The following is a 26,857-nucleotide window of genomic DNA, read 5'->3' as shown; positions in this document are numbered from 1 at the left end:
ATTAGCGAGACGCAAGTCTGCGGCTTGCTGCCAGTGGGCGGTGGCATCGCCACCCAGAACGCGTTCCTCGAACTCTAGGGCACCGACGGGTTGGTGTTCAGCAGCAGCGACTGCTGTCATCAGCAATAGACCCGCTAACGCGGTTGCGGCAGGGACTCGTCGTCGGGTCGTCTTATTTATCATATTTCCACTGACCTCATTTCGATTTTTTCAATCGGTTGGCCCAGCAACAGGACCTCAACTGCCCTATTGTGGCGTCTTCATATTCAGGTTAATCAAATCCGAATGCACGTATCCGTACTGCTACCCACTGAGAGATCCCAGGATAGCCCTGCCACATCAGAACCCCGGTATCGTTGTGACCGGATTGAGTCGCTGCGATGACTCTATGTAAAGCGAGGTCCAAAATGGGCGAAACCCCCAAACGGGGGTATCTGAATTCAGCAATCGGAAAAAACTGGGGCGGAGCAGCATCCTTTCCCGAAACAGATCAACCACCACGCGCAAGACGTGATCGCATCGCTTCAACCCGAAGCGGGGTCAAATCGTGTTGAGCGAGCCAAAGACTTGCTCGAAGGATGTGGACGCATAAACCTCGTAATGGCCTCGCCCCGACCAAACGTGGGCTCGAGCTCTCGGCAACGCTTCGGACAGCCGCACACCGTGGTTCACGGGGACGTTGCGATCTGCATCTCCGTGCCAGATGTCCACTGGCTGCGTAACTTGAGACAAGTCGAATCCCCAAGGCGCGGCGATGAGGGCGAGGTCTCGAGCGGTGCCCCCAACGCCCTGGCACAATCCTTCAATGAGCGCGCTGGAGAAATCTGTGCGGGCTGCTGGATCAGCGAAGACGGCCACATCCGCGGTCGGCAAGCTCTCGAGGAGTTGTTCAGCGAGCGCGCTCGGGTCCGCGGCTATTGGCGCAAGCGCTTCGGCCAAGACCTCATACCCTGCACGCCCGAGCATCCAAATTTCCTGGTTTTGCACGGCCATGCCGTCGAGAAATTCCGGCCCCGTGAACGGAGCCGGACATCCGACCACCACAACCCTGTCTACATGAGTCGGTAGCGCGGCAGCTCCGGCGAGTGCGAAGACTCCACCCCCAGAAAACCCAAGGAGGCTGAACCGATCCAAGCGCTTTCGCAGCGTGTTCGAGATCCTCTACCCAAGCGGCCACCGATTCGAAGTTCTTGGGATCCGACGCCCCATACCCGGGGCGCTCGATGGAGATGAGCCGAACGTTGAGATGGGTCAACAAGGCTTCGTGATGCGCGAACTCGACGCACGCGCTCGGAATCCCGTGGAGATGCACCACTGGCGAGCCTTGATCAGGGCCCAACTGCCGCACACGAACATTTCGTCCATCCGGCATGGTAACTAGTGAACACGTCTGCATGCACGAATGCCCTTTTCTATCGACAGGGTCTCGGAGTTGCGCTAGAAGATACTAGCACCCACCTGGCGCATTCCGATGGGAATCACACGGCCATCCAGCGAGCCGAAGCGGCTCAGTGACGTTATCGAGGCCATCTACGATGGCGTCCTCGATTCATCTCTTTGGCCAAAGGCAATCGAGCCCGTGCGTGCGTACGTCCATGCGGACTCAGCGTTGCTGCGGGTCTACGGGAAGCATTGGGGGTCGGTTCTTCAGTCGATGAGCACAGGATTCGATCCCGCCTTTCAGGAAGCCTATCGCCTGGATTTCATTCATGAAGATCCCATCGTCCCGGTCCTGGAGGCGCTTCCGCCAGGGAAAATGGTCATTCTCGATCAGGAGCTTCCGTTCTCGCAGTTGCAACGGACACGCTTCTACCAAGAGTACATGAAGTCCCAGGACAAACGTCATGTCCTCGGTGGTCCTTTGCTTCGTGTGGGGGACTCCAGCGTAATGATCGGCTTCCAGCGGGCTCACGACGCCCCGGCCTTCACGCTCCGCGAGCAACAGCGCGCGCAGGCACTGGTGCCCCACTGGGTGAGGGCTCTCAAGCTCGCGGATCGCCTCCGCCGAGAGCAGTTGCATGCAACAATCAATGAGACCCTGTTGGGAGAGGCGGCGCCAGGCTTGCTCCTGTTCGACGCCGATGGGCGTGTGGTTTTCCAGAACCCCGCGGCACAAGGCCTGCTGTCACGCCAGGAACAACTCGTTATGCGCAATCAGCGATTAAGCACGAGAAACCGGCAGCTACAGAGTTGGCTGGATACAGCCCTCATTGTAAGAAACCGCAAAGACCGGCCGCATGCTTGGGAGGGCTCTTCTGCACGTTTCACAAATCCCGATCAACGTGAAGATCTTGCGTTGGCTCTGCTTCCATGGCGGGGCGACGTGGCCTTGGCACATAGTTTCACGGAAGCAGTGACGGCGGGCATCCTGACACCGCTCCGACCACCGGGGTCTTTTTCTGTACCCATGATTCAAAGCCTATTCAGTCTGAGCCTTGGCGAGGCACGGTTGGCCGAGGCTTTGACACGAACCGGATCTCTGGCCCAAGCCGCCGCGGAGCTTAGGATCCAGATTTCTACCGCAAGAGATCGTCTCAAGTCGGTCTTCCGAAAAACGGGGTTCGATTCTCAGGTCGCCCTGGTCACTGCCATTCTGCGGAGCCCCGCGCATTTGCATTCGGCTACATGAATCTGATCTGCGGCAAGCAGAGCGCGAGCACGGTGTTCCAGATTGCAACGGTAATACAGCGCCTCTTTGGCACATGGGTCCAGAAAGACGTTGGTCCAACGGCGGCTTTCAGAGGACTTCCCGACGCTTGCAGACCTGGTTGGAGTGACCGTTCAGGGTCGCGAACGGTCTGGCCCCAGCCGCACCCGCTTTCCGCAGCTTCACCCACGAGGTCCGTTACCCGTGCTACCCGCCTTGGTGCCCCCCCCTGAGCCGGCCGTCAGCGGCTCCACCGCTTCCGTTGACATCGCGTTCACTTCGCTTTCGGTTGACGCAAGTTCTTCCCGCCTCGTACCTTAGCCATACGGACCGGATGGTTGACAAAGAGGCTCAACTGCCGATCCGGATCAGGAGTTGTCCGTGCACACTTGGGCGCTTGAGTCTTCGCAAACCGATCACCGGCCCGCCTTATGGGCGTGTGTACCCGGAATCAAAACAAAATAATATAGGAATGGAGGAACCCGATGTTGAGCAAGAAACCCGCCGTTGCACTCGTGTCAATACTGGCCGCCAGCGCGGCGTCCGCAGACTGGACCCTGAACAACGCCAAGTCCGCGCTGTTCTAGACCGTTCGCCGCGTTTTCCGGTGTTCTCCGAGTTTCAGGGCGCCTCCTATCCGGAGCGCTACAACATTCTCTGCCAGCGGCTGATGCAGGAGCAGCTCTACTCCGCAGCCTCGATCATTGCGTCAGCCCGTACGGCTTCCGCTGATGGCGCGTACGTCGAGCTAAATGGCATGACCGGGCTGCGCACCTTCGTGACGGAGCTGGCCGGGCACATTGCGGCGGAGGCGGCGCGGTCATGACTGTAGACCTTGCCTGTTTCGCCAACCGCCGGCGGTGCGTTCCTCTTGCGGTACGTACCCCGCCGAATATCGGGGGCTGACCATGCTGGACGCGGCAATCCTTCCGGCCATCACGCATGTGTCCTTGCCGGCCCGGTACGATATCGATTTCAAGATCAATGGGCTTCACGTTCGGCATCTGGCTCACCCGGAGAAGGTGATCGACGCAACAGTCGCGCCCTTCCGGTCGCGCGGCGCAAACTGCCGCCGTGTTCTTGCGACTGGCGAGGACGGGAGCCAACACGTCATCGAATTTGCCGCTTTTCGCGATACCTACGATCTTCTGATTACCGGCAGCGTTCGGGCGCAGAGCGGCGCAACCGACGGCACGAAGCTCGTTCTGGAATCGGCGCGCTTTCGCCAGCCGCCTTCCCTACTCGCGGATTTCGCACATATCCGGGATGAAGTTTACCGTGGCTGGCTCTCAGGTATCCGGTACAAGCGCGCACTGCCCGCCCTCGACGGACAGCCGGCACAGGACGGCCTGAGACTTCCCCAGATCGGGGCGCTGCACGCCATCGCTTCGCATTGGACGCTCGGTGCCGATCCTGCGGTGCTGGTCATGCCCACGGGTACGGGCAAGACCGAAGTGATGATCGCTGCGCCGCTCGCCGCGCAGAGCGAGCGCGTTCTCATCGTCGTTCCGACTGACGCCCTGCGGCAGCAAACCGCCGACAAATTCCTCTCATACGGACTGCTCAAGAAGATCGGCGTGATCGATGATATCCCATTGCCGGTTGTGGCAGCGCTGTCGTCGCGGCCGGACCGGGCGCATTTTGATGCGATCAGGGCCTGCAACGTCTTGGTTACCACGATGAGTTCGATCGGCCTTGCGGACCCGGACACGCAGCGGGAGTTCGCGAGCCTGTTTAGCCACATCTTCTTCGATGAGGCGCATCACATCGAGGCGGCCACGTGGAAGCGCTTCCGGAACCACTGCACTGCGGCGCACACCCTGCTCTTTACGGCAACGCCTTTCCGTGAAGACGGCAAACCGATTGAAGGGAAGATCATTTACAATTTCCCCCTGAGCGCTGCGCAGGATCAGGATTATTTTAATCCAATCCGCTTTGTTGAGGTGTTCGAGCCGGATGAGCGGCAGTCGGATTTGAAGATCGCCGAAGCGGCGGTTGCGCGTCTGCGTGAAGACCTGGCCGCCGGATACGATCACATTCTCATGGCGCGGGCCGGAAAGATCGAAGATGCGGAAACTATCTACCGCACGATCTATGCGCGCCACCACGTCGACCTGAACCCCGTTCTCCTTCACAGCAGATCGCGCGGCAAACGCGCCATTCTCGACGCTATTCGCGGTGGCCAGCACAGGATCATTGTCTGCGTGGACATGTTTGGCGAGGGATTTGACCTTCCGAACCTCAAGATCGCCGCCCTCCACAGCATTCACAAGAGTCTCGGAATCACACTTCAGTTCGTCGGCCGGTTTGCGCGCACGTCGTTGCGCATCGGCCCCGCGACATTCATTGCCAATACCGCCGAAGACGGTGTGCCCGAAGCGTTGGAAAATCTCTTTCACGAAGACGCGGACTGGAACCAGCTACTAGCCGATCTTAGCTACGACGCAATCGATCCGCAGGCAAAACTTTCCGAGTTGGTGGCCAACCTGGAAATCGTCGGCGCGGGACAAGAGCTATTGGAAATTTCGACGCTGGCGCTGAGGCCGAAGATCAGCGCGCAGGTCTACCGGACGACAGAGTTCCATCCCGAGCGCTACGAACAGGCCTTTCGAGCGAAGCAGCGTATCTACCAGCCGCAGATCAGCCGCCGCGACAACATGCTCGTTCTCGTCGTGAACCAGCGCGAAAGCATCGACTGGACCGATTCCCGCGACATCGAGACCGATAGCTGGGACTTGGTATCACTTTAGCTGCCTGAAAAAAGTGGCACAGGGGGCTGGCGTCACGGCGCATCTGCTGGTAGCGTGTGGTGCCCATGGGACAGAGCGACAGGGTGCTGCTGCGTTACCGAGGCCGCGATGTGCGTGCCGAGGATCTCGCGACGATTCGCGCGCAGATCGCGCAGGCGGCCACGGCACAGGGAGCGGCCCGCGGTCGCAGCGCGATCGCCCGACGACTGTGTGAGGGGTGGGACTGGCGGCAGGCGAACGGGGCGCTCAAGGAGTACGCCGCGCGGGATCTGCTGCTGCGCCTGGAAGAGGCCGGGCACATTCAGTTGCCGCCGCGATTGCGGGAGAAGAACAATCACGCGGTCCCGGATTATCGGCAACGGCCGCTGTTCGAGGAGCGGCCGCTGGCCGGGCGGGTGGATACCTATGGGGCGCTCGAGATCCGCGCGGCCGAGGGGCCCGAGCGCTACCTCTGGGATTATCTGGTCCATCACCACCATTACCTGGGGCGTCCCAAGCTAGTGGGCGCGTACCTCAAGCAATTGGTGTGGCTCGACGGGCAGGTGGTGGCCTGCCTGGGTTGGGCCAGTGCCGCCTGGAAGGTCGATTGTCGGGACCGCTGGATCGGCTGGACGCCCGAGCTGCGGCGCCAGCGTCTGGTCGGGGTGGTGAACAACGTCCGCTTTCTGATCCTGCCGTGGGTGCGTGTAGAGCATCTGGCCTCGAAGGTGCTGGGGCAGTCGCTGCGCGGGCTTGCCGCCGCGTGGCAGGCCCGGGTGGGGCAACGCATCGTGCTGGCGGAGACCTTCGTCGATCCGGCGCGCTTTGCCGGCACCTGCTATCGGGCGGCCAACTGGCAGTGCCTGGGCCAGACCCGGGGCCATGCCAAGCGCGGCAATGCCTACCGGGCACATGCCGTGTCCAAGGACGTCTGGGTGCGGCCGCTGACGCGCCGCTGGCGGCCGGCGCTGCTGGAACCATGACCCGCGAGGAGGCCTGTGCGCTGCTCGACGGGCCGCGCGAGGTGGCCGTGGCCAAGATCCTCGAACTCGCGCACAAGGCCGAGCAGTGGGACCGGCAGTCGGCCCCCGACGCAGACCCGCTGCAACCCTCGGCGACGATCGCCTCGTTCCAGAAGCCGGCGGCGCCACGGCGCCGACGCAAGCCCGGGCGCAAGGCGGGTCATCCCGGGGCTTGCCGGCCGGTATCGGAGACCATCGATGCGCAGGTGGAACACCAGCTCGAGACCTGTCCTGACTGCGGACACCCGGTCGGGCCCGCCGTCCGCTCCCACACCCGCCTCATCGAGGATCTGGAACCGGGAACCGTCAAGACCTGTGCGCACACCGCCCACGGCCACTGGTGCGGCCATTGCCGCAAGATCGTCACGCCCACGGTCACCGCCGCGCTGCCGCGCGCGACGCTCGGCCTGAACCTCGTCATCTACAGCGCCTGGCTGCATTACCGTCTCGGCATCAGCGTGGGCAACTTGGTCACCATTCTCCAGCAGCTGTTCGGGCTGCGCGTCAGTGCCGGCGGACTCACCCAGTCCTGGATCCGGCTCGGCCAGACACTGGCGCCTTATGGGGTGCAGCTGGAACAGGCGATCCGCCAGGCCGGTGTTCTGCACGCCGACGAAACCGGCTGGCGGGTCAACGGCACCACCCACTGGCTCTGGGCCTTCTGCACCGAAGACCTGGCCTACTTCCGGATCGAACGCCGGCGTAATGCCGAGGTGGTGTATGCCGTTCTGGGCGAAATCTTCGACGGCCTGCTCGTGTGCGACTTCTACGCTGCCTACAACGCGGTCGAGACCTGGGCCAAACAACGCTGCCTGTTCCACTTGTTCGCCGAACTGCGCCGGGTCGATCAACGCAATACCTCGATTCCCTGGCGCGACACCCGGCGCCGCATCCAACGCCTGTTCCAGGATGCGATCCGGCTGAAGCTGCGCCGCCCCGAACTGGAACCGAGCGTCTACCAACGCCGCAAACGACGCCTGCACCAACGCCTCGACGAACTGATCGCCACCTCGTTCCAGGATAAAGATGCCATGCGCTTGGTCAAACGCCTGGGCAACTTCCGCGGCGAACTGCTGACCTTCCTGGATCATGATGACCTGCCGCCCACCAACAACCGCGGCGAGCAAGAGATGCGCAAGCCCGTGCTGACCCGCAAGGTCTGCCAGCAGAACCGCTCCGAAGCGGGTGCCGAAACGCACGCCCTGCTGCTGTCCCTGTTCCGCACCGGCGAACTGCAAGGACACGAGCCGCTTGCCTTCGTGCGCCGTCTGACCGAGGCTGCCATCGCTGGGAAACCCCTCGAACTCGTCCGGCCCGCACCGGCCGCCCAGGCCGCCTGAGACACCCCACCCCTCGGCGCATCCGGCGCCAACCGTTTCAGGCAGCTAAAGTCATACGGGACTTGTACATCGCCTATTTCGATCCCAAGCAGAAACTACTTTACATCCACTCTTCGCGCAAGGGTAACGCAACCGAAGGACTCGCAAAGGCCATTTCGCATGAGCCTATCCTGATTCACGGCGAAGAGGTGTTCAAGTCCTTTGGTGGACTCAAACGCCTAATCCTTCACAGCGTCGGATTGTCGAGCCGGAGCAAGAACGTCCGTTACCAGATGTTCGCAGGCCTCGACGTGCGCAATGCGATCGACCCCGTCCTCCAACAGGACAAAATGAAGTCAAATGTCACCGGCGTCGGCTACGAGGAGGGCAGGCGGCGGACGGTCGGGTGCTCACGCAAGGGAAAAATCTGGTCGATGTCGTCCGGTTCGCTCGCGCACTGGCGGAGCTGGTGTGATGAAATCCGCGTCAAGCTGACGAACGCCGACGCGCAGCCGAACGACTTTCTCAAATACACCCTCGTACCCTCGGCGGTGAACGAGCTGCCGGATGTCCCCGCCCTATTGGTGGACTGGCCGGACCAGCTATTCGAGTCATCAAATTTCCGGTTCGAGGTTGCGACGCAGGGCGGCGGTTCGCACGATTTTCACGATTGCCAGCTCGACCTGCTTGAGTGGGATGCGGGAAACAGATTCAGGTTTGCGCTGCGAGCCGGAGAGGACGTGGAGAGCGTTCTCGAATTGGCCATTCAAGTTCCAGCGGAAGGCGAGAGCACGTATGTCGTCAATCGCATTGGCGGGACTGCCGTGGAAGTTCAGGCAGCCGGCCAGCGCTGGGACGTTGCGGCCTTCTTCAATGCGAATCCGCCGCTCGTGAGGCTGTCGGACGGATCACAGCTTGCGGGCAACATCCTGCTCAAACCGCGGGAGGATTTGGCGGACACCTATGACCGCGACCTGATCCAAACACTCGGTTGGGATGGGATCGACCTTACAGCAGAAAGCCGATGGAAGGACGGCCAGCTTCGCGGCAATTCCATCCAGCAGCGTTTTATAGAGCACCTGGAAGCGGGTCTCGCCACCTTCATCATCGATGATGACGACACCGGCGAGAGTGCGGACATCGTGGCAATTGAAGAAACTGCCGACACGATCAGGGTTTATCTCTGGCACTGCAAGTACGCGGGAGGCGCCGACGTGGGCCGGCGCGCCGGCGACCTTTACGAAGTGTGCGGTCAGGCGCAGAAGTCCGTGAAGTGGACATGGAACCTCAACACGCTCGTTAAGCACCTGGTCAAAAGAGAGACGGAGCACCGGCGAGGCAGGCCGACCCGGTTCATACGCGGCACGGCAGGTGAGCTGGTCACCTTGCGCAAGGGCGCGCGGCGCAAGTTCGTTACCTTCAGGGTGGGCATTGTTCAGCCGGGCCTGTCCCGCCGCGTCGCTCCAGCCGAACATCTTGCGATCATAGGCGCGACCAACAGCTTCATTCAGACGGTGACAGATCATCCGCTTCTGGTTTGCGGAAGCACCTGAGCTGCGGCATCGCGACTAAAATCCGTACTTTTCCTTTCGTAGCTGGAACGCTCGTTCACCGCCTTCCATGATCCGCTTTATAGCCTCGCGGACATGCGGCACGTCGATGGCGCCCTCGCCAGCGATTTTGCCGAGCGACTGGTCGCCGGCTTTGCGGTAGTCGCACCACACCACCAGTTCGGCATCGTCGTTCACCACGAGGTTCGCGTTATGGCTTGCAAAGCGATCTGGCGAAGGATAGGAAATCCAACCGCCTTCGCCGCAAGATCCCTTCGCCCCGGGGCATGTCAAGTCGCAACGAAGCCCCGTCGGAGCCGCGTCGGCAGCCTATGCAGCCGAAATCGGCCCACCAAGGGGTGGCGAGACGGTTTTTCCGGTGGGCGATGGGTTGGGTTGTAGAAAGCTGGCAACGGCGGGGCCGGCAGCCCAGGGGGGCTGCTTTACCAGGACACCCGCTGGTCGTGCTCGTACTCCGGCACGGGCTGGGCGTAGGGATCGCCAGCGGAACCTGCCTCGGCAACGATGGCATGCTCCGTAGCGTCCTCGTACCACTCCGGCGGTGCCCGCGCCCCGACGGTAAGGGGCTGCGCATTCCGGCGAAGGTGACCGCCGATTCCGCTGATCGTGACCGGCTTGCCCATCGGTAACCCGCTGGAGCGGGTTTTTTACTTGGAGCGGTCACGATCCGTCAACGGGGCGGTGCGCTTGCGCATGGATTCCCCGGTGAGGGCGATGCGGTGCGCACCGTGCAGGAGCCGGTCGAGGATGGCGTCGGCGAGGGTCGCTTCGCCGATGTACTCGTGCCAGTGCTCGGTGGGCAGTTGACTGGCGATCAGGGTCGCCCGGCGGCCGTGGCGGTCTTCGATCACCTCCATCAGATCCTGGCGCTGCGAGGCGGTCATTTTCTGCATGCCCCAGTCGTCGAGTAATGTGGAGCTAAACATTACTCGACTTATGTGCAGCGGTTAGTAATGTGGAGTCCCGCAGCCAGTCTCTGGTGTGACGCGGGCTTTAGCCTCGGCGACTCCACATAAGATCGTCACAACCTCCTCAGCCATCCGATCAGGTCGACTTGGGTCCGAGCCCCGCTTGCGGCGGGAGGAGCCAACGCTTCCGGAAAGACCTGGGCAAGCGCGTGGCGCTTCAAGTCCAGATCGGCGCGTGCGTACTTCATCGTTGTGTTGAGTGTGGAATGTCCAAGCCATTGGCTGATCGTCGCGAAGTCGACGCCCGCCTTGAGCAAGTAAATCGCCGTGGTATGGCGGAGCGAGTGCGGGTGGATCCGCTTTTCCTTCAAGGTGTTTGCGGTGGCCGTACTGGCCGCGACGTACTTGTTGAGCAGATAGCGGACGCCGAAACGTGTGAGCTTGCCACCGCGCCGGTTCGTGAACAGCGGTCCATCAGTCGTTTCACCTCTCGCTGGGTGCTGCGCCAGCGCTTGCATCAGAGTCGCTGTAGAGGCCCAGATGGGGCAGATGCGCACCTTGCCGCCTTTGCCGTGCAGTCGGACTTGGTATGGTGGCTCAGTTCGAACATCGCTCAGCTTGATGTCGAGCACCTCCTGGACGCGGGCTCCGGTATTGAGCATCAGTGCGAACAGTGCGTAGTCGCGCTGCCCCGTCTCGGTAGAACGGTCAATTTGCGCAAGGACCGCTTCAGTCTCCGCCGATTCCAGATACTCGATCGGCGCGTTCCTGGCGCCTCGTTTAAACGGTAGCCCCAGCACGCGCTGCATCTCAGCGAGATGCTCGGGCGACTCGGTCGCGAGGAAGCGAGCAAAAGTGTGCAGCGCGGCCAGCCGGGTATTGCGCGTGGCGATGCTGTTGTGGCGTTCGATCTCGAGGCTCATCAGGAACTGCGCCACGTGTTCAGCAGTGAAGACATCGAGATCGAGATCCTCAAGGTGACGGCCACAGTGCGCGGACACGAACCGCAGAAACAGGATTAAGGCGTCGCGATAGCTGCGAAGGGTGTGCACACTCATGCCACGCAGCGTTGGCAGATACTCGCGGAAGAACTTCTCGACGCATAAGCCGAGCTGGTTGGGGCGGATGCGCTTCATGATGTCCCTCCGCTGATCAGATGACCGAAGTGAGCCTCGAAGCGATCGCTGGCGGCCGCGGCGATATCCGGCATCCACTTCAGGTAGTAGGCTGTCGAGACAATCGACACATGCCCCATGTATATCGCGAGCTTCGGCAAGTTGGACTGCACGTCGGCGCCCTGCCGATACCAGCGCAGCAGCGCGCCCACGGCGAAGCTGTGGCGAAAGTCGTGAACCCGTGGCTGACGCCCGTCCGGACTCTGGACATTGGCGGACCGGATCAACAGGTGCAGGCCGCGGCTCAGGCCGGTGCCGGTATAGGGGCGCAGGCCACCTTTGCAGTTGCAGAGCAGCGGCGAATCGGGCGACGTACTTAACGGTGGCACCAGCCGCTGGCGCAGATAAACGCGAAGCTCGCGCCAAGCGTCGGGCGACAGCGGCACGAAGCGGGACTTGTGGAATTTCGACTCGCGAATCCGCAGTACGCCCGCTTTCGGATCGGCATCGGCCACGGTCAGGCGCAGCAACTCTCCCCGGCGTAAGCCAGCGCTATAGAGCAGAACGACAGCCAGCCGCAAGACCGCAGGTAGAAGCGGCGAGCCCGGCGTCGGCTGTTGGTGCTCAGCAATGGCGAGCATCTCGGCCACGGCATCCGGGCCAAAGATCACCGGTGCGCAGTGCGGGCACGGCGGCGGGAAGAGATGGATGTCCGGTACGAAGCAGTTCGGCTCGGTGCGTTGCCGATAGAGGCAGAAATTGCGCACCTCACGCTGGCGGTTCCGCCGGACGTTAGCGGTCAGCCCAGCGAACGACTTGCACCACGCGTTGAACAAGTTCTGATCAATATCCGCGGCCCCGCGGTCGTGCATCAACTGGAGCAGCGATACGAGCACTCGCTCTACACCGAGATAGCTACGCCCGAGCGCGCGCTTCCACTGCAAATAGCGGTCGACGATGGGGTCGAGGGGGGTGCCGGGACGCGGGGGTGCATTCATGCCCGGCTCCTGATCCTAGCGGTCGCCAGTGATGGTAGCGGCAGCCCCACCTCGCGCAGCGCCTTGGTCTGTAGCCTCAGATAGACGCAGGTGCTCTCCAGGGTATGGTGGCCGAGCAGGTCACCAATCGCCTTGATGCCGACACCATGTTCGAGCAATCGCATCGCAAAGGCATGACGCAGGCTGTAGGACGAACTGCCCTGTAGGGGCAATCCGCTCTGCCTCGCGCGCTTTTCATAGACGTCGCACAACGCCGTGTGCTTGATCGGACCGGCGGGCGAGCGTCCACGCAGGAAGAGTTGCGGGAGAGCGCTGCCCGGTCGTCCACACCGGAGATAGCGCTTCAGGACGCGAAGCGCTTGGTCGGACAGTGGCAGCACAAGCACCGCGTGGGTCTTGCACTGCTCGACGTGCAGCGTTTTGTTCGCCCAATCGATCGCGGTCAGCGTCAAGGCCACGACCTCGGACGGGCGTAGCCCGTAATACGCCATCAAATAGAGCATCGCGTGGTCGCGGCAGCCGAGCGGATCGGAGCGGTCAATCGAGTGCAGCAACTTCCGAACGAGATGCCAAGCCAACGCGCGCGGCGGCAACTCGTCTCGATAGCAACGCGGCGTATCGATGATGTCGAGGCGCGCGCGCAGTTCGCCCCGGTCATGACAGAACCGGAGGAAGGCACGCAACCGGGCGATCGTGTGCTGGAGAGACTGACGCTTGACCCGCTGCCCGGCGGCGGCGACAAACTGTTGGACCGTCTGCGCGGACAGTTCTTGGAGTGAAGCGTCGGCCGGCACGGCCTCGGCAAGAAAGGTTGCAGCGCTCGCCAAGTGCTGACTGGCCGTGCTGGCAGCTAACCCGCGCGTCTCCAGCAGATGATGCCGGTACGCATCAAGAAGGGGCGCAAACCGGTTGCAATCGGGCTCGACGATCAGCCGGCCACGGGCAGCGAGGAAGCGTTCGAATGCGCGCCGAGTTCCGGAAAACAGGGGTTGCTGGCGGCTCGCCGCAAACATCGTGGTGAGTTCGGCGATCGAGAACACGGCATCGGGCGTGACCGATCCGCGGCCTTCGAGGACCTGCTTCAACCTGCGGACATGGTCATGCGCCGGATCGTGCGCGTAGCCGGTGGACACCAGCCATTCGGCAAAGCCTGCGAGCCAGTCGGCGACTGGCGATTCGAGATAGCGCCGGTGATACTTGGGGAAGAGTGAGGTAAGCATGGTGGCCTCCACGTTCATTGGGGTGGAAGACCACGGTACGCCTCGGTCACCGAATTAATGTTGAGTGCCGATACGGCGATACGTTGCCACTCGCGGCGTGTACTGGCTACTCCACATAACTGGCCGCTGCACATAAGTCGAGGATCAGCAGCTCGGTCTTGAGCAGTTGCTGCATCACGCGCGGGTAGGAACCGTCGCCGTGGGCGATGCGCAGTTGCTCGAACAGCGCCGGCAGGCGCAGGTAGCGCACCGAGAGCCCCTGCCGGCAGGCCTGATTGCCGAAGGCGCAGGCGAGCCAGGTCTTGCCGCAGCCGGTGGGACCGGTCAGGCAGAGGTTGTGGGCCTGACGCACCCAATCGAGTTGCGCCAGTGCCGCGACCCGCGGTTTCTCCAGCCCGCGCGGGTGGCGATAGTCGATGTCCTCGATGCAGGCGTGGACCCGCAGCCGGGCCGCCTTGAGCAGGCGGTCCAGGCGGCGGTTCTCCCGGTGCAGGATCTCCCGCTCCAAGAGCAGGGCGAGGCGTTCTTCGAAGGCCAGCTCCTGGGTGACTGGCTGTTCCCGTTGCTGGCGCAGGGCGTCGATCATGCCGGTGAGGTTGAGCTGGCGCAGTTGGTCGAGGGTCTGTTGTGCGAGCATGGCGAGTCTCCTCAGTGGTAGTAACCGGCGCCGCGGACGTTGGCGTGCAACGGCAGTTCACGTTGCCCATCGCGGTCCGTGTCGAGCGGCTGCTGGTCGAGACCGTTCTTGAGGATCGAGGCGATGCTCTGGTAGCTCACGGTGCGCACCGCGAGCGCCCGCTGGCAGGCCTTCTCGAGGCGCTGACGGCTGTACCGGCGACCGAGGTTCAGCAACCCCAGGCAGGCGCGGTAGCCGTGTTCGGGATGCGGCCGGCCTTCCAGCTGGCGGGTGATGACCTCGGCCGTGCACGGGCCGATGTCCTGGGCCCAGCGCAGGAACCGGCCGGGTGACCAGTCGCGGTGCGCCTGGTGCGACTTGGGCATGTGCTCGAGGCAGGTGGAGAAGCGGCCCTGGCCGGTACGGGGGTGCGTGGCGACCCGCTGGCCCTTGTGCAGGACCTCGACCGTGGTGGCGGTCAGGCGCAGCTCCAGCACCTGACCCACCAGGGCGTGGGGCACGCTGTAGAAGCGCCGATCGACCTCGACATGGTAGTCGATCCCGGGCTTGGCCTTGCGCCACTCGGCGTACACGTACTCGGTGGTCGGCAAGGGCTTGAGGGCGGGACGATCGAGCTGCTCGAACAGGTCCTTGCGGCTCTCGCTGCGCCGCTGGAAGGGACGCTCGTTGAGTGCCGGCAGCAACGCGGCGATCGCACGGTTCACCTCGGCCAGCGCGAAGAAGGTGTGATGGCGCAGACGCGCCAGGATCCAGCGCTCGACCACCTGCACGCCGACCTCGGCCTTCGCCTTGTCCTTGGGCTTGTACGGCCGTGCCGACAGCACCGCGGTGCCGTAGTGCGCGGCCATCTCCGCGTAGGTGGCGTTGATCCCGGGCTCGTAGCGGCAGGCCTGGGTGACCGCGGCACGCAGGTTATCCGGGACGAGCAGTTGCGGCACCCCGCCGAAGAAGCGCAGCGCGCGCTGGTGTGCGGCGATCCAGTCCGGCAGCGACTGGCTCCAGGTGGCCTCGGCGTAGGTGTAGCTCGAAGCCCCGAGCACTGCGACGAAGACCTGTGCCTGGCGTATCTCGCCGGTGGCGCGGTCGATCACCTCGACCGTGGGCCCGGCGTAATCGATGAACAGCTTCTCGCCCGCCCGGTGATGCTGGCGCATGCTGCGCTTCTGCGCCGCTCGCCACTGGTGGTAACGATGGCAGAACTGGCTGTAGCGGTAGGCCCGCTCGCCGTGCACGGCGGCATACTCGCTCCACAGCAACTGCAAGGTGACGCCCTTGCGCTTGAGCGCCTGATGGAGGCCGAAGTGGTCGGGCTCGGCGAAGGCCGCGGGCTTGGCCACGGGCGGGAACAGCAGCCCCTCCAGCCGGGCCTCGTCCAGGTCGGCGGGCAGGGGCCAGGTCAGCCCGTGGGCGGCGGCCAAACTCACGTACTTGCTGACCGCACCCTTGGAGATCCCGCAGGCCTGGCCGATCTGGGCGTGGCTGAGCCCGCCGGCGTGTTTCAGACGCAATACCTCGGTGATTTTCTTCATTGGAATCCTCGCTGCCGGCACCGCTCACCCCCTGGTTCAGAAAAGGACGCGGTTATGCCGGGAAAAGTGAAAGAATTCCAGCGAGTTGAATGAGATTCCGGGGGAACGTGACCGCCGTTCCGGGAACGTGACCGCGAATTCCGGGCAAAAGCCCGGAATCGGTCACGTTCCAACGGAATCACTGGTCACGTTGCCCCGGAATGGCCGGTCACGTTCCGGCGGAATGAGCGGTCACGTTGGTCCGGAATACGCAGGGGCGGGGTGGCGGGTTCGCCGATGTGCTCCAGGATGGCCCGAACGTCCACCGCCTCGGTGACGAAGCCGATAATCCGGATCTCGGCCCCGCACCGCGGGCAGGTCAGCGGGAACGCCTCGTAGATGCGCGCCAGCAGCATCGCCCAAAGGTAGCGGGCGGGAGACCGCCGGATCGTCTCGGGCGGATCCTTCGCTGCGGTTTTCACCGCCCGGTGGGGTGCCAGCACGGGCGCCATGGCCGCGGGCGCGAAAGAGGTGACGGCGGGGCGAAGCGGTGAGTTTGGGGCGAGTACGCCGTAGTACCGATGGCGATGCTGCCGGGGCGGTGGAACCCCGACTGATCATTTCCAGCGGCGAGAGGAGGACGGGAGCAGTAGCGCGGCAGACGTTCCAAGCCGTGTCGATCGTCAGCCTCGATGCACACGCTCGCGTCCAGCGAGAACCCGCCGCCGTGTGGTACTCGATCGCATTCAGAAAAATGCGCGGGGCACTGTCGACCACGACGACGGATGGGCAGCGTCGGCTTCACACTCCAAAGGGGGTACTGATCTGTTGCCGGCGACTGTCTGGAAAGGGTCGGGATGAGACAACCCGTCGGCGGCAACACGATGCTGTTTCGTTACCTGACGGGCACCTCGTGGCTGCGGCTCAGGGCTGAAGGCGGTGTGACTGATCGAATTTGCCGGCCCAAGAAAGGGTGCCGCCCGTGCTTGGGCAACCACCTGCCTGATCCAGTCGAGGATCCCGGCCTCGTTCGCGCGGATGTCGTCGGGTGAGATCAGCTGACTGATGCAGGGCGACGCCCCTGCACCCGTTTGCCGCTAGGCGGCCTTGCCGTGGCGCGCACGCCAGAGATCGTAGTCGAGCTGCATTCCCGCCCAGACTTCGGCGCGTCCGCCACGTTCCACACCCAGCCAGCGTTCGATGCGCAAGGCCATCTCGGGCGAAATGCCCGCGTGACCGTGCAGCACACGGGACAGCGCCGCCCGCGTGACACCCAATTCCCGGGCCGCAGCCGTCACCGACAGGTTCAGCGTCGGCAATACGTCATCGCGCAGGATCTCTCCGGGATGCGGCGGATTGTGCATCGTCATCGTGACTCTCCTCAGTGATAATCCTGATAATCGACCAGGATCGCATCACCGTTTTCGAACTTGAAGGTCAGCCGCCAGTTACCGCTGACCGAAACGGACCAATGCTGCGACAAGCTGCCCTTCAGCGGGTGCAAAGACCAGCCTGGCAGATTCATGTCCGGCGGGCCGCTGGCCCGGTTCAGGACAGCTAGTTGGCGCGACAGCTTTGCAGCATGCCCATTCTGGATGCCGGCCTTGGAGCCGGTCTCGAAGAATCGCTGAAGACCCTTGTGCCGAAAGCTCTTGATCACCCCGATGATCGTATAGCAATGCTATACATCGTGCAAGGGGCCGCCCGCTCCTACCCTGGTTCCTGAGCGCGGCCTCACTGCTGCCGATGCATGTGAAGCGCCACGAACGAACGCGGGAATCAATCAGGCAACCATCTAGCGTTTTCCGGAGGCAAGCCATCGTGAACCAGGCCGTGCTGGAGCGGCCGCTCGCGTGGCCACTCCAGCCGCTCACGACGGGCGCCTGTGAGACTGCTCCGGGTCGACTCCAGTCAGTCTGGTAGCGGAATGAATTCCTCCTCGTCACCCGGCACCAAGGGATAGCGTCCTGCGCGCCAATCGGCTCTCGCCTGCTCGATGCGTTCCTTCCGGCTCGAGACGAAGTTCCAGTCGATGAACCGTTCTCCCACTGATTCGCCGCCGATCAGGGCAATGCGCGCGTCGGTATCGGCTTCGACGACAACGCTCCAGGCTGGGTACAGGACCGCCATCGAGTGCTCGGGAAGGATCCTGCGACCGAGGCGCAGTGCACCGCTGACCACATACAGCGCGCGCTCGGAGGTCTTGGGCAGGGTCAGGCACTGGCCCGCCTTCAGGCGTGCTTCCACGTAGAGGGTGTCGGCAAAGGTTCTTACCGGCGAGATCACGCCGTAGGCGGAGCCCATCATCACGCGGAGCGGCACGCCATCAACCGTGCACATGGGAATGTCGGAACTCGGGTAGTGGTGGAAGGCTGGCTCGATCTCCTCGTCTGCCTCGGGCAACGCGAGCCACAGCTGCAGGCCGTGCAGCCGGTGCGCGGTGCCGGTGACCTCCGGCCGTTCGCGCTCGGAATGCACGATACCGCGCCCGGCGACCATGAGGTTGATGTCGCCAGGTACGATCGGCTGCACGCTGCCGAGCGAATCGCGGTGCAGAATCTCGCCTTCGAACAGGTAGGTCACCGTGGCGAGGTTGATGTGCGGGTGAGGGCGTACCGTGATGCCCTGTCCTGGCGGGAAGTCGGCCGGCCCCATGTGATCGAAAAAGATCCAGGGGCCGACCATCGTGCGTTTCGCGGTAGGCAGCAGCCTGCGCACCGAGAATCCGCCCAGATCCTTTTCACGTGCTTGCAGCAGCATCTCCACTGCCTCTTCGCCACGTGCCGATTCGCGGCCGTGCTCGCCCTGCCGATCCGTGTCGCGCATCGTCATGTCGGCCTCCATGGTGGTGGAGGGGCTTGCTGCCCCTGCGTGTTGGCACTCCTGCCTGCCCTGTGATCATAGCCGAGCCACCTGGAGTGAATCCCTCCGCAGCCTCCTGCAACTCTCTGTGGTTCATTGCGGGTTGGAACCGTCAACCTGGAAGGTCATCAGTGCGCCCAACTGGACGGGTCGCGGGGAAGCCGCCCGTCCGGGTCGTTCACGGTGACCGAGTTGCCATCCGTAGTCGGCCCGGCACCTTGCCCGGTGGGCCGCCCCCTGCCGAGAACTCCGGGTCGGTTCACCACCCGAGATGGCGCAGGTGGATGCCTTCCCAGTCGATCGCGTCACCCGGCATCAACGTGACCGGCGCAAGGGCGACAGACCCGGCGTCGACAGGCTCGAGGAACAGGCGCACGCTGCCTTCCGGCGAGAGTTCAAGCAGGTAGATCCTCAGCCCGGCCGCCGACAACTCCCCGACCTGCCAAGGCCACAGTGCGACGCGGTTACGTCGGGGCCCCCACTGCCCGTCCCGCCAGAGAATCTCCACGGGCGCCGCCACCGGCTCCGGTTCCGGCGGGTGCCGGTCCAGGTCGTCCGAAACCCACAGGCGCACCGTTCCATCGGGCACAGGGAGCCGTTCACGCGCGTCGAACCACGCGGTCACGGCAGCCTGCGGCACGTCCAGCTCGTGACCCGCCAGCTCCAGCCGAAACTCACTGATCGCCGGGAAGACCCGGCCGAGTTCCCGTATCAGGATGTTGGCCCCGTTCCAGTCACGTTCCGTGGAACGAACCTCCGCGGCGGTGACCGGGCTCGGACTCTCGACACAGCGCCCGATCCAGATCCGATCGCCCAGCGTCCGGCCGCACAGCTCCCCGGTTCGGATGTGCGGCGGCAGACTGTGCAGGAGGCCGTCCAGGTCCATCTGGTCGGGAAGCGGGCTCAGCCCGGCGGCATCGTAGTCGATCTTCAGTGCCTGCGCGCCACGTTCCGCACCGGCCTGCGGCCAGTCCATGGATGCCAGGATCTGGTCATCCCGATGGACCTCCAGGTATACGCGGTCGACGTTGACGCGCTCGACCAGGCGATCGGCACCTCCCGGCTGCATACGCCCAGCGTCCCCGGCCAGAGCGCGAAGCGGCGCGAGCTCGCGGTGGTTGCCACCCGACCCGTGCTCGGGCCAGGCAACGAACAGGGAGAGCACGCTGCCGTCGTGCTCGAAATGCATGCTCGCGCCATCGGGCAGCGTGCGGCTCGCGAGTTCCTCGACCGCTTGGGGAAGTCCGGCGCGCTCGGCCTGCAACGCGCGTTGTTCCTGCAATACGCCCTGGATGGGCAGACCGGCAAGGCTGGCGAGGGCCGCCACCGCAACTCGAGCAAGGAAGCGTCCGCGCCCCTGTGCCAGCCAGTGTTCACCCGGGTGCCGGTAGAGCACGGCAAAGGCCACAGCCGGCAGCCACCATCCCAGACTGATGATGATCCCAAAGCCGATACTGTCCCAACCGGAGACACCAATCGCGGCGCGGAACCAGTACACGACGCTCAGGAACACCGCTACCAGCGCAACTGCCACGAGATCGCCGAAGGATCGATCCAAGGTGGCGAGCGGCACTCGGGCGAAAACGAGGTTGGTGGCCGCGGCAAGACCGATCACACCCAGAAACACCGCCAGCAGACCCTCGCGCAGGATGGCTGATGGCACCAGGGCCGCAAGCGTCGCAAACACGAGGATGAGAACAATCGGATAGAGCCAGGTCGAACCGTGGCTGCCCCGGAGCCTGGCAGAATCTGGATTCATCGCCTTCACGCTGCCCATCCCGTTCGCGCACGCAGCGAGACCATAGCCCGGTCGACGAGCCACGGGAAGGCGGTGAACGACCGAACGGGCCGGACCACCGTGACAGCTCGCTCGGCTCCCGCTACAGTCACGGTCAATTTCGTGCCCAGGCGGCCTCCGGTACCACACGCTTGGTCGCGGATCCCGCGGTTTCCGAAGGAGTCATGATGGCCATTCCCCTGCTCCCGAGCACTTCCCGCGTCCTGAACATCCTCGCTGCTGTGGTGCTTCTGTTCGCTGGCACCACCGCGCAAGGCGGCGAGGCCACCTACGCCGATCCGGCCGGGCACTTCACCCTTGCCCATCCCGACGATTGGAAGGTCGCCGGCAGCCCGGGAGAGGTGGAGCTTTACGGAGACCGGATCGCCTCCTCCATGCGATTCATTGTCCACCCGCTTGAGGGCTTGCCAACGCACGATCCCGACACACTGATCGAACTGATGCTGGAAGGCATGTTGACGACGTATCGCGATGTGGAACGCACCGGCCCCAAGACGGCCACCCTCGCGGGGCAGACGATGACGCTGATTCAGTTCCAGGGTATGTCCACCCGGCCGATCACAGTCGCGCGGGAGGGCGCGCTGTACCTCACCACCACCGGGACGCACCTCGTCGCCGCCGACTACAGCATTCCGCAAGCGGCGGCCGCCGAGATCCTGCCCCAGGTCGAGGCCGTACTGGAAAGCTTCACGCTGGCCGACGGAAATCCCGGCCTGTAACCGGCTGGAACCCCATCACGGCCGCACGCTCGGCCCCGTTGACGGACCGCGACCGCTCCAAGCAAAAAACCCGCTCCAGCGGGTTACCGATGTGCACGCCGGTCAGGATCAACGGAATCGGCGGTCACCTTCGCCGGAATGCGCAACAGTGCCGTTCCGCCGAGGGTGTCGGGTTCCAGGTGGTGACCCTGTGAGCGGCCAATCCCGCGTCATGTTAACGCTCATGGCCTCGGGCCACCCCTGACCATGAAAGGCCATCGACCCGAGGCTTGGTCTCCGGGGCGCATCGGCGTTTGGGTAAGCCGCCACGCTGGAATCGACCGCGTGGGAGCGAGCCTCGCTCGCGAAATGGCGTTGGGTGGGTCGCCAGCGCACGGCGCGCCTGCGGCGCGTTCGCGTGCAAGGCACGCTCCCACAGGGGGCGCGGGCATGGGCGCGACTTTCACCGCCCATGCAGATCTACGCGGAGATGATGCCGATGCTCCAGTCCGGAACGTTCGACGTCGCCCATCTCGATCCGTGGCTGCGCGGGTATGCGTTGGCCGAGGGGTGATGCAACGCCGTAACAGCGGCATCAGCGGATGTAGGCTGCGGTCGCGTAACGGCGCATCATCCGGTGACTGTTGAAGTCATAGGCATTCTTCGCGATGGCCCCCTGCATCACGCGAATCCATCCCTGCCTGTCGCCATGGAACTGCGGCAGCACGTCATCGCGCAATGCGTCGTACAGGGTCTGTCCGTCGTCGTGGTTCGCCTCTACAGAGGTCCGCGAACTCACTGCCCAGCCGGTCACGCCCTCGATACAACCCTCCGTCCACCAGCCGTCGAGCACGCTGAGATTCGGCACACCGTTCAGGGCCGCCTTCATGCCGCTGGTACCCGATGCCTCCAGCAGGCGAGGCGGGGGGGGGGGGGGGGCAGCGAGACATCGATTCACGAGGTCAGGGGTGCCCGAGGCGCATGTCGTGGTTCGGCAGGAACACCTTGCGGATCGCCGGGAACTGCGTGGCGTTCATCATGCGGTCCTCGGGATAAGGGCTCTGCCGCGGTATCCGGGCGGTGCGCCTTGGCGGCCATGGGGCTCGCGGCCGCCGTTCGGCTAATCCGTGGCTGCGGTCACGCGGGTCGGATCGACTTCAGACGCGGGCTCCGAGACCGGCTCCCGGCGACAGTACAGAACGGTGGAGTACCCCAGAACATTGGCGCGCGCGGACCAGACGACCTGCAGGCCGGTCCGGCGCAGAAAGTCTTCCCGGTCCAGTTCGGCGCTGTAATTCACCAGCCGGTGCAGCGGCCGCAGCGCCACCTCGGCCCAGCGGATCAACCTCGATTCCGTTCGGAAGTGATTCACAATCACGACAGCTCCGCCCGGACGGCAGACCCTGACCATCTCCGCGACGACCCGTTCCGGTTCCGGCGTCACCGACACAACGTACATCGCGACAACCGAATCGAAGCTGGCATCCGCAAGTTCCAGCTTCCGCGCGTCCATCACGCGCAGTTCCGGTCGGGGCTCGAGAAGGCTCCGAGCCGCCCGACGCCGCGCCTTGTCGAGCATTTGGGGTGCGATGTCGATCCCGACCACCTCCACCCCCCGTGGATACGCGGAGAGTGACAGGCCCGTACCAATGCCGACTTCCAGCACCCGGTGGCCCGGATTCAGGCCCATGCCCCGGATCGCCGCTCGTCGCCCCGGCTCCAGGACCTTTCCGTAGAACGCATCATAGAGGGGCGCGAATGCCCGGTAGGCTCGGCTCACCTGGTCGCTGGATTGCATCGGCGCTCCTCTGTGTACGGTTGGCCGGGCTGCTGATGAGCTCGCGGTGGCCGGGCTGCGCGCCTGGGCTCCGCCCGGCACCGCGTACATCGTTCCGCGCACGCCTGCTATTGCGCTACCAAGCGGCCTTCGACAGACCGGGTCACCGGGGACGCATTCTCGAACTCGTCCATCGGGGCGTCGAGCATCAGGGTGTCCTCGCAGAAGTTGCCGGCCCGCGCGCAGGCTTCGGCAAAGGACTCGTAGAAATCACCGCCGCGGGCCAGGAGGTCGTTGGTCACGATCCGGTACGTTTCGCCGAGCGACAGCAGAGTACCGGCCACATCGACGGACGTGACCACCCCACCCGTACGAAGCGCATCGGGGCAGGGCGCAGGCGGCAGGACCGGCGGGTCGGGCTGGATGTCCGCGACGCTCGCATTGCAGTAACGAACGGTCATTCCGGCAACCTGGGGCCAGGCGCCCGTCGAACGGATTGGGTTCTCGTCTGGGTCGCAGGCCCAGGTGAGCCCGCTGCCCCGGGCCCTTCGCGCGACGCGGCCGATCCGCTACGCCTTCTCTGCGCCCTTGACGACCGCCTCCATCTCGCTCAGCTCGATGTGGCGCACGTCGCGGCCTTTCACGAAGTAGATCGTGTATTCGCACATATTCCGGGCATGGTCGCCGGCACGCTCGAGCGCACGCGACGCGTAGGTCAGATCCAGGATCCGCGTGATGTTGCGCGGATCTTCCATCATGTAGGTCGCGTTCTGGCGCAAAATCGCCTCGTGGTCATGATCGATCGCGAAGTCCTGGCGCACCACTTCCAGCGCCGCGCTCGCATCCATCCGCGCGAAGGCATCGAGCGCGTCGTGCAGCATCGTCACCACGCGCTTCCCCATCGTGTCGATATCCCGGAAAAGCTGCTTGCGCGGCCGGTCGCTGTCGGCCTGCCGGATCGCCATACGCGCGATCGCCTCGGCCAGATCGCCGATGCGCTCGAGGTCGGTGATGGTCTTGATCACCGCGACCACCAGCCGAAGATCCATTGCCGCCGGCTGGCGCCGGGCGAGGATTTCGACGCAGCGCTCGTCGATGCTGACTTCGAAGCTGTTGACCCGCGAGTCGTTCTCGGCAACCTCCTGCGCGACCTGGGTGTCGCCATCGATGAAGGCTTGCAGCGCGTTGCCGAGCTGGGTTTCGACCAGTCCGCCCATCGCGAGCACGCGGTTCACGACCTCCTCGAGTTCGGCGTCGTACCGATGCGAGTAATGACCGCCGATGCGCTTGTTGTCCATCCCCACCTCCCGTTGTCGTCAGTATAAACGCCAAAAACGTACGCCCGCGGCCCGAGCGACCGGTAGACCCGTAGGGCGGAAGCACGCAGCGTCATCCGCCACACGGCGTTCGCAGTGCCCAGGCGCCAGCGGCGCCGGATGCGGATGACGGCCTTCGGCCTCTTCCACCCTACGCCCCTGCGCAGCGCCCCCGGTCGCCGGTCAGCCGTAGCGACCGGTGATGTAGTCCTCGGTCGCCTTCTGGCTCGGGTTCGTGAACAGATGCATGGTGTCCGCGTACTCGATCAGTTCGCCCAGGTACATGTAGGCGGTGTAGTCGGAGACGCGCGCCGCCTGCTGCATGTTGTGGGTCACGATCATGATCGTGTACTGCTGCTTCAGTTCCTCGACCAGTTCCTCGATCTTGGCGGTCGAGATCGGGTCCAACGCCGAGGTCGGCTCGTCGAGCAGGATCACCTCGGGCTCGATCGCGATCGCCCGCGCAATCACCAGTCGCTGCTGCTGGCCACCGGACAGGCCGAACGCGTTGCCCTGCAGCCGGTCCTTCACCTCGTCCCAAAGGCCCACGGCCTTGATCGAGCGCTCGACGACTTCGTCCAGCACCCGCTTGTTCTTCACACCCTGCAGACGCAGACCGTAGGCGACGTTTTCGTAGATCGTTTTCGGGAACGGGTTTGGCTTCTGGAACACCATGCCGACGCGTCGGCGCAGCTCCGCGACGTCCGCGCCCCGGCGGTAGATGTTCTCGCCGTGCAGGTTGATTGCGCCCTCGATTCGGCAGCTATCGACCAGATCGTTCATGCGATTGAAACAGCGCAGCAAGGTCGACTTGCCGCAACCCGAGGGTCCGATGAACGCGGTGACCCGTTTCGCCGGGATCTGCATCGTGATCTGTTTCAGCGCCTGGCTGTCGCCGTAATACAGGTCCAGGTTTTCAACCGTGACCGCGATTTCCTCGTCGGCCAGCGAACGAACCTTGCGGGTCGTACCTTCGAACAGGCCGGAGGCCATGCTGGTCGCGGCGGGGCTTCTCTGGCTCATTTGATTCTCCATCAACATAACGATATCTCTTGCGGGAGCGGAAAACCCGACCTTCAGTCGCTTTCCGCGCGGTATTTCTCGCGCAGGTGGTTTCGAATCGTGATCGCCGTCAGGTTCAGAACCAGGATCAGCAGTACCAGGATCAGCGCGGTCGCATACACAAGCTGCTCGGCGGCTTCGGCGTGCGGGCTCTGGAAGCCGACATCGTAGATGTGGAAGCCGAGGTGCATGATCTTGCGCTCCAGGTGGATGAACGGGAAGTTCCCGTCGATCGGCAGCGTCGGCGCGAGTTTCACCACGCCGACCAGCATCAGCGGCGCGACCTCGCCTGCGGCTCGCGCAATGGCCAGGATCAGCCCGGTCATCATCGCCGGAGTCGCGAGCGGTACCACGACTTTCCAAAGCGTTTCACCCTTGGTCGCGCCCAGCGCCAGCGAGCCTTCGCGGATCGTCGACGGGATGCGCGCAAGCCCTTCCTCGGTCGACACGATCACCACGGGCAAGGTCAGCAGCGCAAGCGTCAGCGACGCCCAGAACAGGCCTGGCGTGCCGAAGGTCGGCGACGGCAACGCCTCCGGATAGAACGTTCGGTCGATCGCCCCGCCCATGAAATACACGAAGAAGCCGAGGCCGAACACCCCGAACACGATCGACGGCACACCGGCCAGGTTGTACACCGATATGCGCACGGTCTTCAGCAGCGGACCCTGCTTCGCGTACTCGCGCAGGTAGATCGCGGCGAGAATTCCGAACGGCGTCACGATGATCGACATCACCAGCACCATCACCACGGTGCCGAAAATCGCCGGGAAGATGCCGCCTTCGGTGTTCGCCTCGCGCGGATAGCCAAAGATGAAGTCGAAGAAGTCCTGGACGTAGAACCAGACCTTCGCCGGGACCGACATGTTGTTCGGCTGCCAGGCCTTGACGACGTCGGCGACGCGGAGGGTGACTTCGCTACCGTCCGCCGCCCGCATCACGATGCTGTCTCGCGCGGCTTCGTCGTAGAGCTGGTTCAACCGTTTTTCGAGTTCCGCATACTGCACCTGCAAATCCTGCCGGCGCAGATCGAGTTCGGCCTGGTATTCGTCGGTCAGCGTGCCGCGAAGTTCCGCGCGCCGCTGGTCGAGTCGCACCCGCTCGATCTGGAAGTTGATGCGGCCGATCGCGCCGCGCTCGATGCTTCGAATCTCGCCCCAGAGGTCGCTGACCCGGCCGACCCGCTCCTGGAATTCGTCCCAGAGTGCGTCGCCGACCGCGACGGTGCTGCCGCGCTCGAGCAGGCGCAGGGGCACGCCGTAGAAGTCACCCCATTCGCGCCGTTCCAGAACCGCCATGTTCTTCGGGTAGCGCCATTCGCCCATGAAGTCGTCGACGAAATAGGCGAAGTCGCGGCCGGTCACGTCGCGATTGCCCAGCTTCAGCAAATGCCGGGTGACAACCAGCTGGTCCTCGGGGATCGGCACGCCAGCATCGCGCATCGCCGCACCGGTCAGCGTCTCGGAACGGCGCAGCTCGCCGACCACCACGACCGGATCGGTCCCCGGCAGCTCATAGGTGGTCTCGACGACCGGATGCGGCCAGAACGCGCCGAAGCCACGCACCAGGATCAGCGCGATCAGCCCGAACACCATCACCATGCTGATCGTGACCGCGCCACCGTTCAGCCAGATCCAAGGGGAGCCGCTTTTCCACCACTGTCTCATTTC

General features: G+C 63.9%; 25 protein-coding genes and 3 pseudogenes. 8 read left to right on the top strand and 20 right to left on the bottom strand.

Annotation, left to right across the window (positions count from 1 at the left end):
• Positions 1 to 540: 540 nt before the first annotated feature.
• On the bottom strand, positions 541 to 1,134 hold the full coding sequence (locus tag TVNIR_RS04325; protein WP_169794286.1) for an alpha/beta fold hydrolase: 594 nt from the start codon (positions 1,132 to 1,134) through the stop codon (positions 541 to 543).
• A gap of 520 nt (positions 1,135 to 1,654) precedes the next feature.
• Here TVNIR_RS04325 and TVNIR_RS04315 point away from each other — a divergent pair.
• The 6 genes from TVNIR_RS04315 to TVNIR_RS04290 all read left to right on the top strand — a co-directional run bounded on the left by TVNIR_RS04315 (position 1,655) and on the right by TVNIR_RS04290 (position 9,270).
• Positions 1,655 to 2,629 (top strand): helix-turn-helix transcriptional regulator, encoded by a 975-nt coding sequence (locus TVNIR_RS04315; protein WP_157092186.1) that lies wholly within the window; start codon positions 1,655 to 1,657, stop codon positions 2,627 to 2,629.
• 490 nt (positions 2,630 to 3,119) lie between these two features.
• Positions 3,120 to 3,473 carry a PaeR7I family type II restriction endonuclease gene (locus TVNIR_RS20440; RefSeq protein ID WP_269465090.1) on the top strand — a complete coding sequence of 118 codons (354 nt, stop codon included), beginning with the start codon at positions 3,120 to 3,122 and terminating at the stop codon, positions 3,471 to 3,473.
• An 82-nt stretch (positions 3,474 to 3,555) separates the two neighbouring features.
• Positions 3,556 to 5,397 (top strand): DEAD/DEAH box helicase, encoded by a 1,842-nt coding sequence (locus TVNIR_RS04305; protein ID WP_015257756.1) that lies wholly within the window; start codon positions 3,556 to 3,558, stop codon positions 5,395 to 5,397.
• Positions 5,398 to 5,462: 65 nt separating this feature from the next.
• Positions 5,463 to 6,359, top strand: coding sequence for a Druantia anti-phage system protein DruA (locus tag TVNIR_RS04300; protein WP_043739288.1), 897 nt, complete (start codon positions 5,463 to 5,465; stop codon positions 6,357 to 6,359).
• Positions 6,356 to 7,738: an IS66 family transposase gene (gene tnpC, locus TVNIR_RS04295; protein WP_015257754.1), complete on the top strand. Its 1,383-nt coding sequence runs from the start codon at positions 6,356 to 6,358 to the stop codon at positions 7,736 to 7,738. The genes TVNIR_RS04300 and tnpC overlap by 4 nt, the downstream gene beginning before the upstream one ends.
• A gap of 62 nt (positions 7,739 to 7,800) precedes the next feature.
• Complete coding sequence (locus TVNIR_RS04290; RefSeq protein ID WP_015257753.1) at positions 7,801 to 9,270, top strand: hypothetical protein; 1,470 nt, start codon at positions 7,801 to 7,803, stop codon at positions 9,268 to 9,270.
• Between the two features lie 15 nt (positions 9,271 to 9,285).
• Here TVNIR_RS04290 and TVNIR_RS04285 read toward each other — a convergent pair whose 3' ends face one another.
• From TVNIR_RS04285 to TVNIR_RS04225, 13 genes and pseudogenes are all read right to left on the bottom strand, one after another.
• Positions 9,286 to 9,465 (bottom strand): hypothetical protein, encoded by a 180-nt coding sequence (locus TVNIR_RS04285; protein WP_015257752.1) that lies wholly within the window; start codon positions 9,463 to 9,465, stop codon positions 9,286 to 9,288.
• A 245-nt stretch (positions 9,466 to 9,710) separates the two neighbouring features.
• Positions 9,711 to 9,911 (bottom strand): hypothetical protein, encoded by a 201-nt coding sequence (locus TVNIR_RS04280; RefSeq protein ID WP_015257751.1) that lies wholly within the window; start codon positions 9,909 to 9,911, stop codon positions 9,711 to 9,713.
• A 24-nt stretch (positions 9,912 to 9,935) separates the two neighbouring features.
• Positions 9,936 to 10,199, bottom strand: a pseudogene (locus tag TVNIR_RS04275) (ATP-binding protein); the annotation flags it as partial.
• A gap of 110 nt (positions 10,200 to 10,309) precedes the next feature.
• Positions 10,310 to 11,332 carry a tyrosine-type recombinase/integrase gene (locus TVNIR_RS04270; protein ID WP_043739284.1) on the bottom strand — a complete coding sequence of 341 codons (1,023 nt, stop codon included), beginning with the start codon at positions 11,330 to 11,332 and terminating at the stop codon, positions 10,310 to 10,312.
• Positions 11,329 to 12,309: a tyrosine-type recombinase/integrase gene (locus tag TVNIR_RS04265; protein ID WP_015257747.1), complete on the bottom strand. Its 981-nt coding sequence runs from the start codon at positions 12,307 to 12,309 to the stop codon at positions 11,329 to 11,331. Before TVNIR_RS04265 ends, TVNIR_RS04270 begins: the two co-directional genes overlap by 4 nt.
• Positions 12,306 to 13,529 carry a tyrosine-type recombinase/integrase gene (locus TVNIR_RS04260; protein ID WP_015257746.1) on the bottom strand — a complete coding sequence of 408 codons (1,224 nt, stop codon included), beginning with the start codon at positions 13,527 to 13,529 and terminating at the stop codon, positions 12,306 to 12,308. The genes TVNIR_RS04265 and TVNIR_RS04260 overlap by 4 nt, the downstream gene beginning before the upstream one ends.
• A gap of 106 nt (positions 13,530 to 13,635) precedes the next feature.
• Entirely contained in the window at positions 13,636 to 14,166 is a 531-nt protein-coding gene (locus TVNIR_RS04255) for an ATP-binding protein (RefSeq protein ID WP_015257745.1), read from the bottom strand.
• An 11-nt stretch (positions 14,167 to 14,177) separates the two neighbouring features.
• Positions 14,178 to 15,695 carry an IS21 family transposase gene (istA, locus tag TVNIR_RS04250; RefSeq protein WP_015257744.1) on the bottom strand — a complete coding sequence of 506 codons (1,518 nt, stop codon included), beginning with the start codon at positions 15,693 to 15,695 and terminating at the stop codon, positions 14,178 to 14,180.
• A gap of 254 nt (positions 15,696 to 15,949) precedes the next feature.
• Positions 15,950 to 16,395, bottom strand: a pseudogene (locus tag TVNIR_RS20435) (IS91 family transposase); the annotation flags it as partial.
• A gap of 376 nt (positions 16,396 to 16,771) precedes the next feature.
• Positions 16,772 to 17,044: a HigA family addiction module antitoxin gene (locus TVNIR_RS04240; protein WP_015257742.1), complete on the bottom strand. Its 273-nt coding sequence runs from the start codon at positions 17,042 to 17,044 to the stop codon at positions 16,772 to 16,774.
• Positions 17,045 to 17,055: 11 nt separating this feature from the next.
• A complete protein-coding gene (locus TVNIR_RS04235; RefSeq protein WP_015257741.1) occupies positions 17,056 to 17,334 on the bottom strand; it encodes a type II toxin-antitoxin system RelE/ParE family toxin in 279 nt (92 codons plus the stop codon).
• Between the two features lie 251 nt (positions 17,335 to 17,585).
• The gene (locus TVNIR_RS04230; protein WP_043740166.1) at positions 17,586 to 18,500 is read right to left on the bottom strand and encodes a pirin family protein; all 915 of its coding nucleotides are present in this window, start codon (positions 18,498 to 18,500) and stop codon (positions 17,586 to 17,588) included.
• Positions 18,501 to 18,795: 295 nt separating this feature from the next.
• The gene (locus tag TVNIR_RS04225; RefSeq protein WP_157092184.1) at positions 18,796 to 20,295 is read right to left on the bottom strand and encodes a hypothetical protein; all 1,500 of its coding nucleotides are present in this window, start codon (positions 20,293 to 20,295) and stop codon (positions 18,796 to 18,798) included.
• A 206-nt stretch (positions 20,296 to 20,501) separates the two neighbouring features.
• Here TVNIR_RS04225 and TVNIR_RS04220 point away from each other — a divergent pair, with 206 nt between their 5' ends.
• Positions 20,502 to 21,053, top strand: coding sequence for a hypothetical protein (locus tag TVNIR_RS04220; RefSeq protein ID WP_015257738.1), 552 nt, complete (start codon positions 20,502 to 20,504; stop codon positions 21,051 to 21,053).
• 574 nt (positions 21,054 to 21,627) lie between these two features.
• Here the strand turns inward: TVNIR_RS04220 and TVNIR_RS04215 are convergent.
• The 4 genes from TVNIR_RS04215 to phoU all read right to left on the bottom strand — a co-directional run bounded on the left by TVNIR_RS04215 (position 21,628) and on the right by phoU (position 24,107).
• Positions 21,628 to 21,921: a hypothetical protein gene (locus tag TVNIR_RS04215; protein ID WP_015257736.1), complete on the bottom strand. Its 294-nt coding sequence runs from the start codon at positions 21,919 to 21,921 to the stop codon at positions 21,628 to 21,630.
• 231 nt (positions 21,922 to 22,152) lie between these two features.
• On the bottom strand, positions 22,153 to 22,830 hold the full coding sequence (locus TVNIR_RS04210; protein WP_043739279.1) for a class I SAM-dependent methyltransferase: 678 nt from the start codon (positions 22,828 to 22,830) through the stop codon (positions 22,153 to 22,155).
• 107 nt (positions 22,831 to 22,937) lie between these two features.
• A complete protein-coding gene (locus TVNIR_RS04205; protein WP_015257734.1) occupies positions 22,938 to 23,270 on the bottom strand; it encodes an extracellular glutamate-binding receptor in 333 nt (110 codons plus the stop codon).
• A 108-nt stretch (positions 23,271 to 23,378) separates the two neighbouring features.
• Positions 23,379 to 24,107, bottom strand: coding sequence for a phosphate signaling complex protein PhoU (phoU, locus tag TVNIR_RS04200; RefSeq protein WP_015257733.1), 729 nt, complete (start codon positions 24,105 to 24,107; stop codon positions 23,379 to 23,381).
• 66 nt (positions 24,108 to 24,173) lie between these two features.
• Between phoU and TVNIR_RS21115 the strand changes: the two are divergent.
• Positions 24,174 to 24,328: pseudogene (locus TVNIR_RS21115) on the top strand (DNA helicase UvrD); the annotation flags it as partial.
• Here TVNIR_RS21115 and pstB read toward each other — a convergent pair.
• Both pstB and pstA read right to left on the bottom strand, forming a co-directional pair.
• On the bottom strand, positions 24,309 to 25,148 hold the full coding sequence (gene pstB / locus TVNIR_RS04195; RefSeq protein ID WP_248843766.1) for a phosphate ABC transporter ATP-binding protein PstB: 840 nt from the start codon (positions 25,146 to 25,148) through the stop codon (positions 24,309 to 24,311). The pseudogene TVNIR_RS21115 and the gene pstB sit on opposite strands and share 20 nt — an antisense overlap.
• A gap of 53 nt (positions 25,149 to 25,201) precedes the next feature.
• Positions 25,202 to 26,854 carry a phosphate ABC transporter permease PstA gene (gene pstA, locus TVNIR_RS04190; protein WP_015257731.1) on the bottom strand — a complete coding sequence of 551 codons (1,653 nt, stop codon included), beginning with the start codon at positions 26,852 to 26,854 and terminating at the stop codon, positions 25,202 to 25,204.
• Between the last annotated feature and the right edge of the window lie 3 nt (positions 26,855 to 26,857).

Source organism: Thioalkalivibrio nitratireducens DSM 14787, assembly GCF_000321415.2.
Classification (GTDB): Bacteria; Pseudomonadota; Gammaproteobacteria; order Ectothiorhodospirales; family Ectothiorhodospiraceae; genus Thioalkalivibrio; species Thioalkalivibrio nitratireducens.
This window is presented reverse-complemented; position numbering and strand designations above follow the sequence as displayed.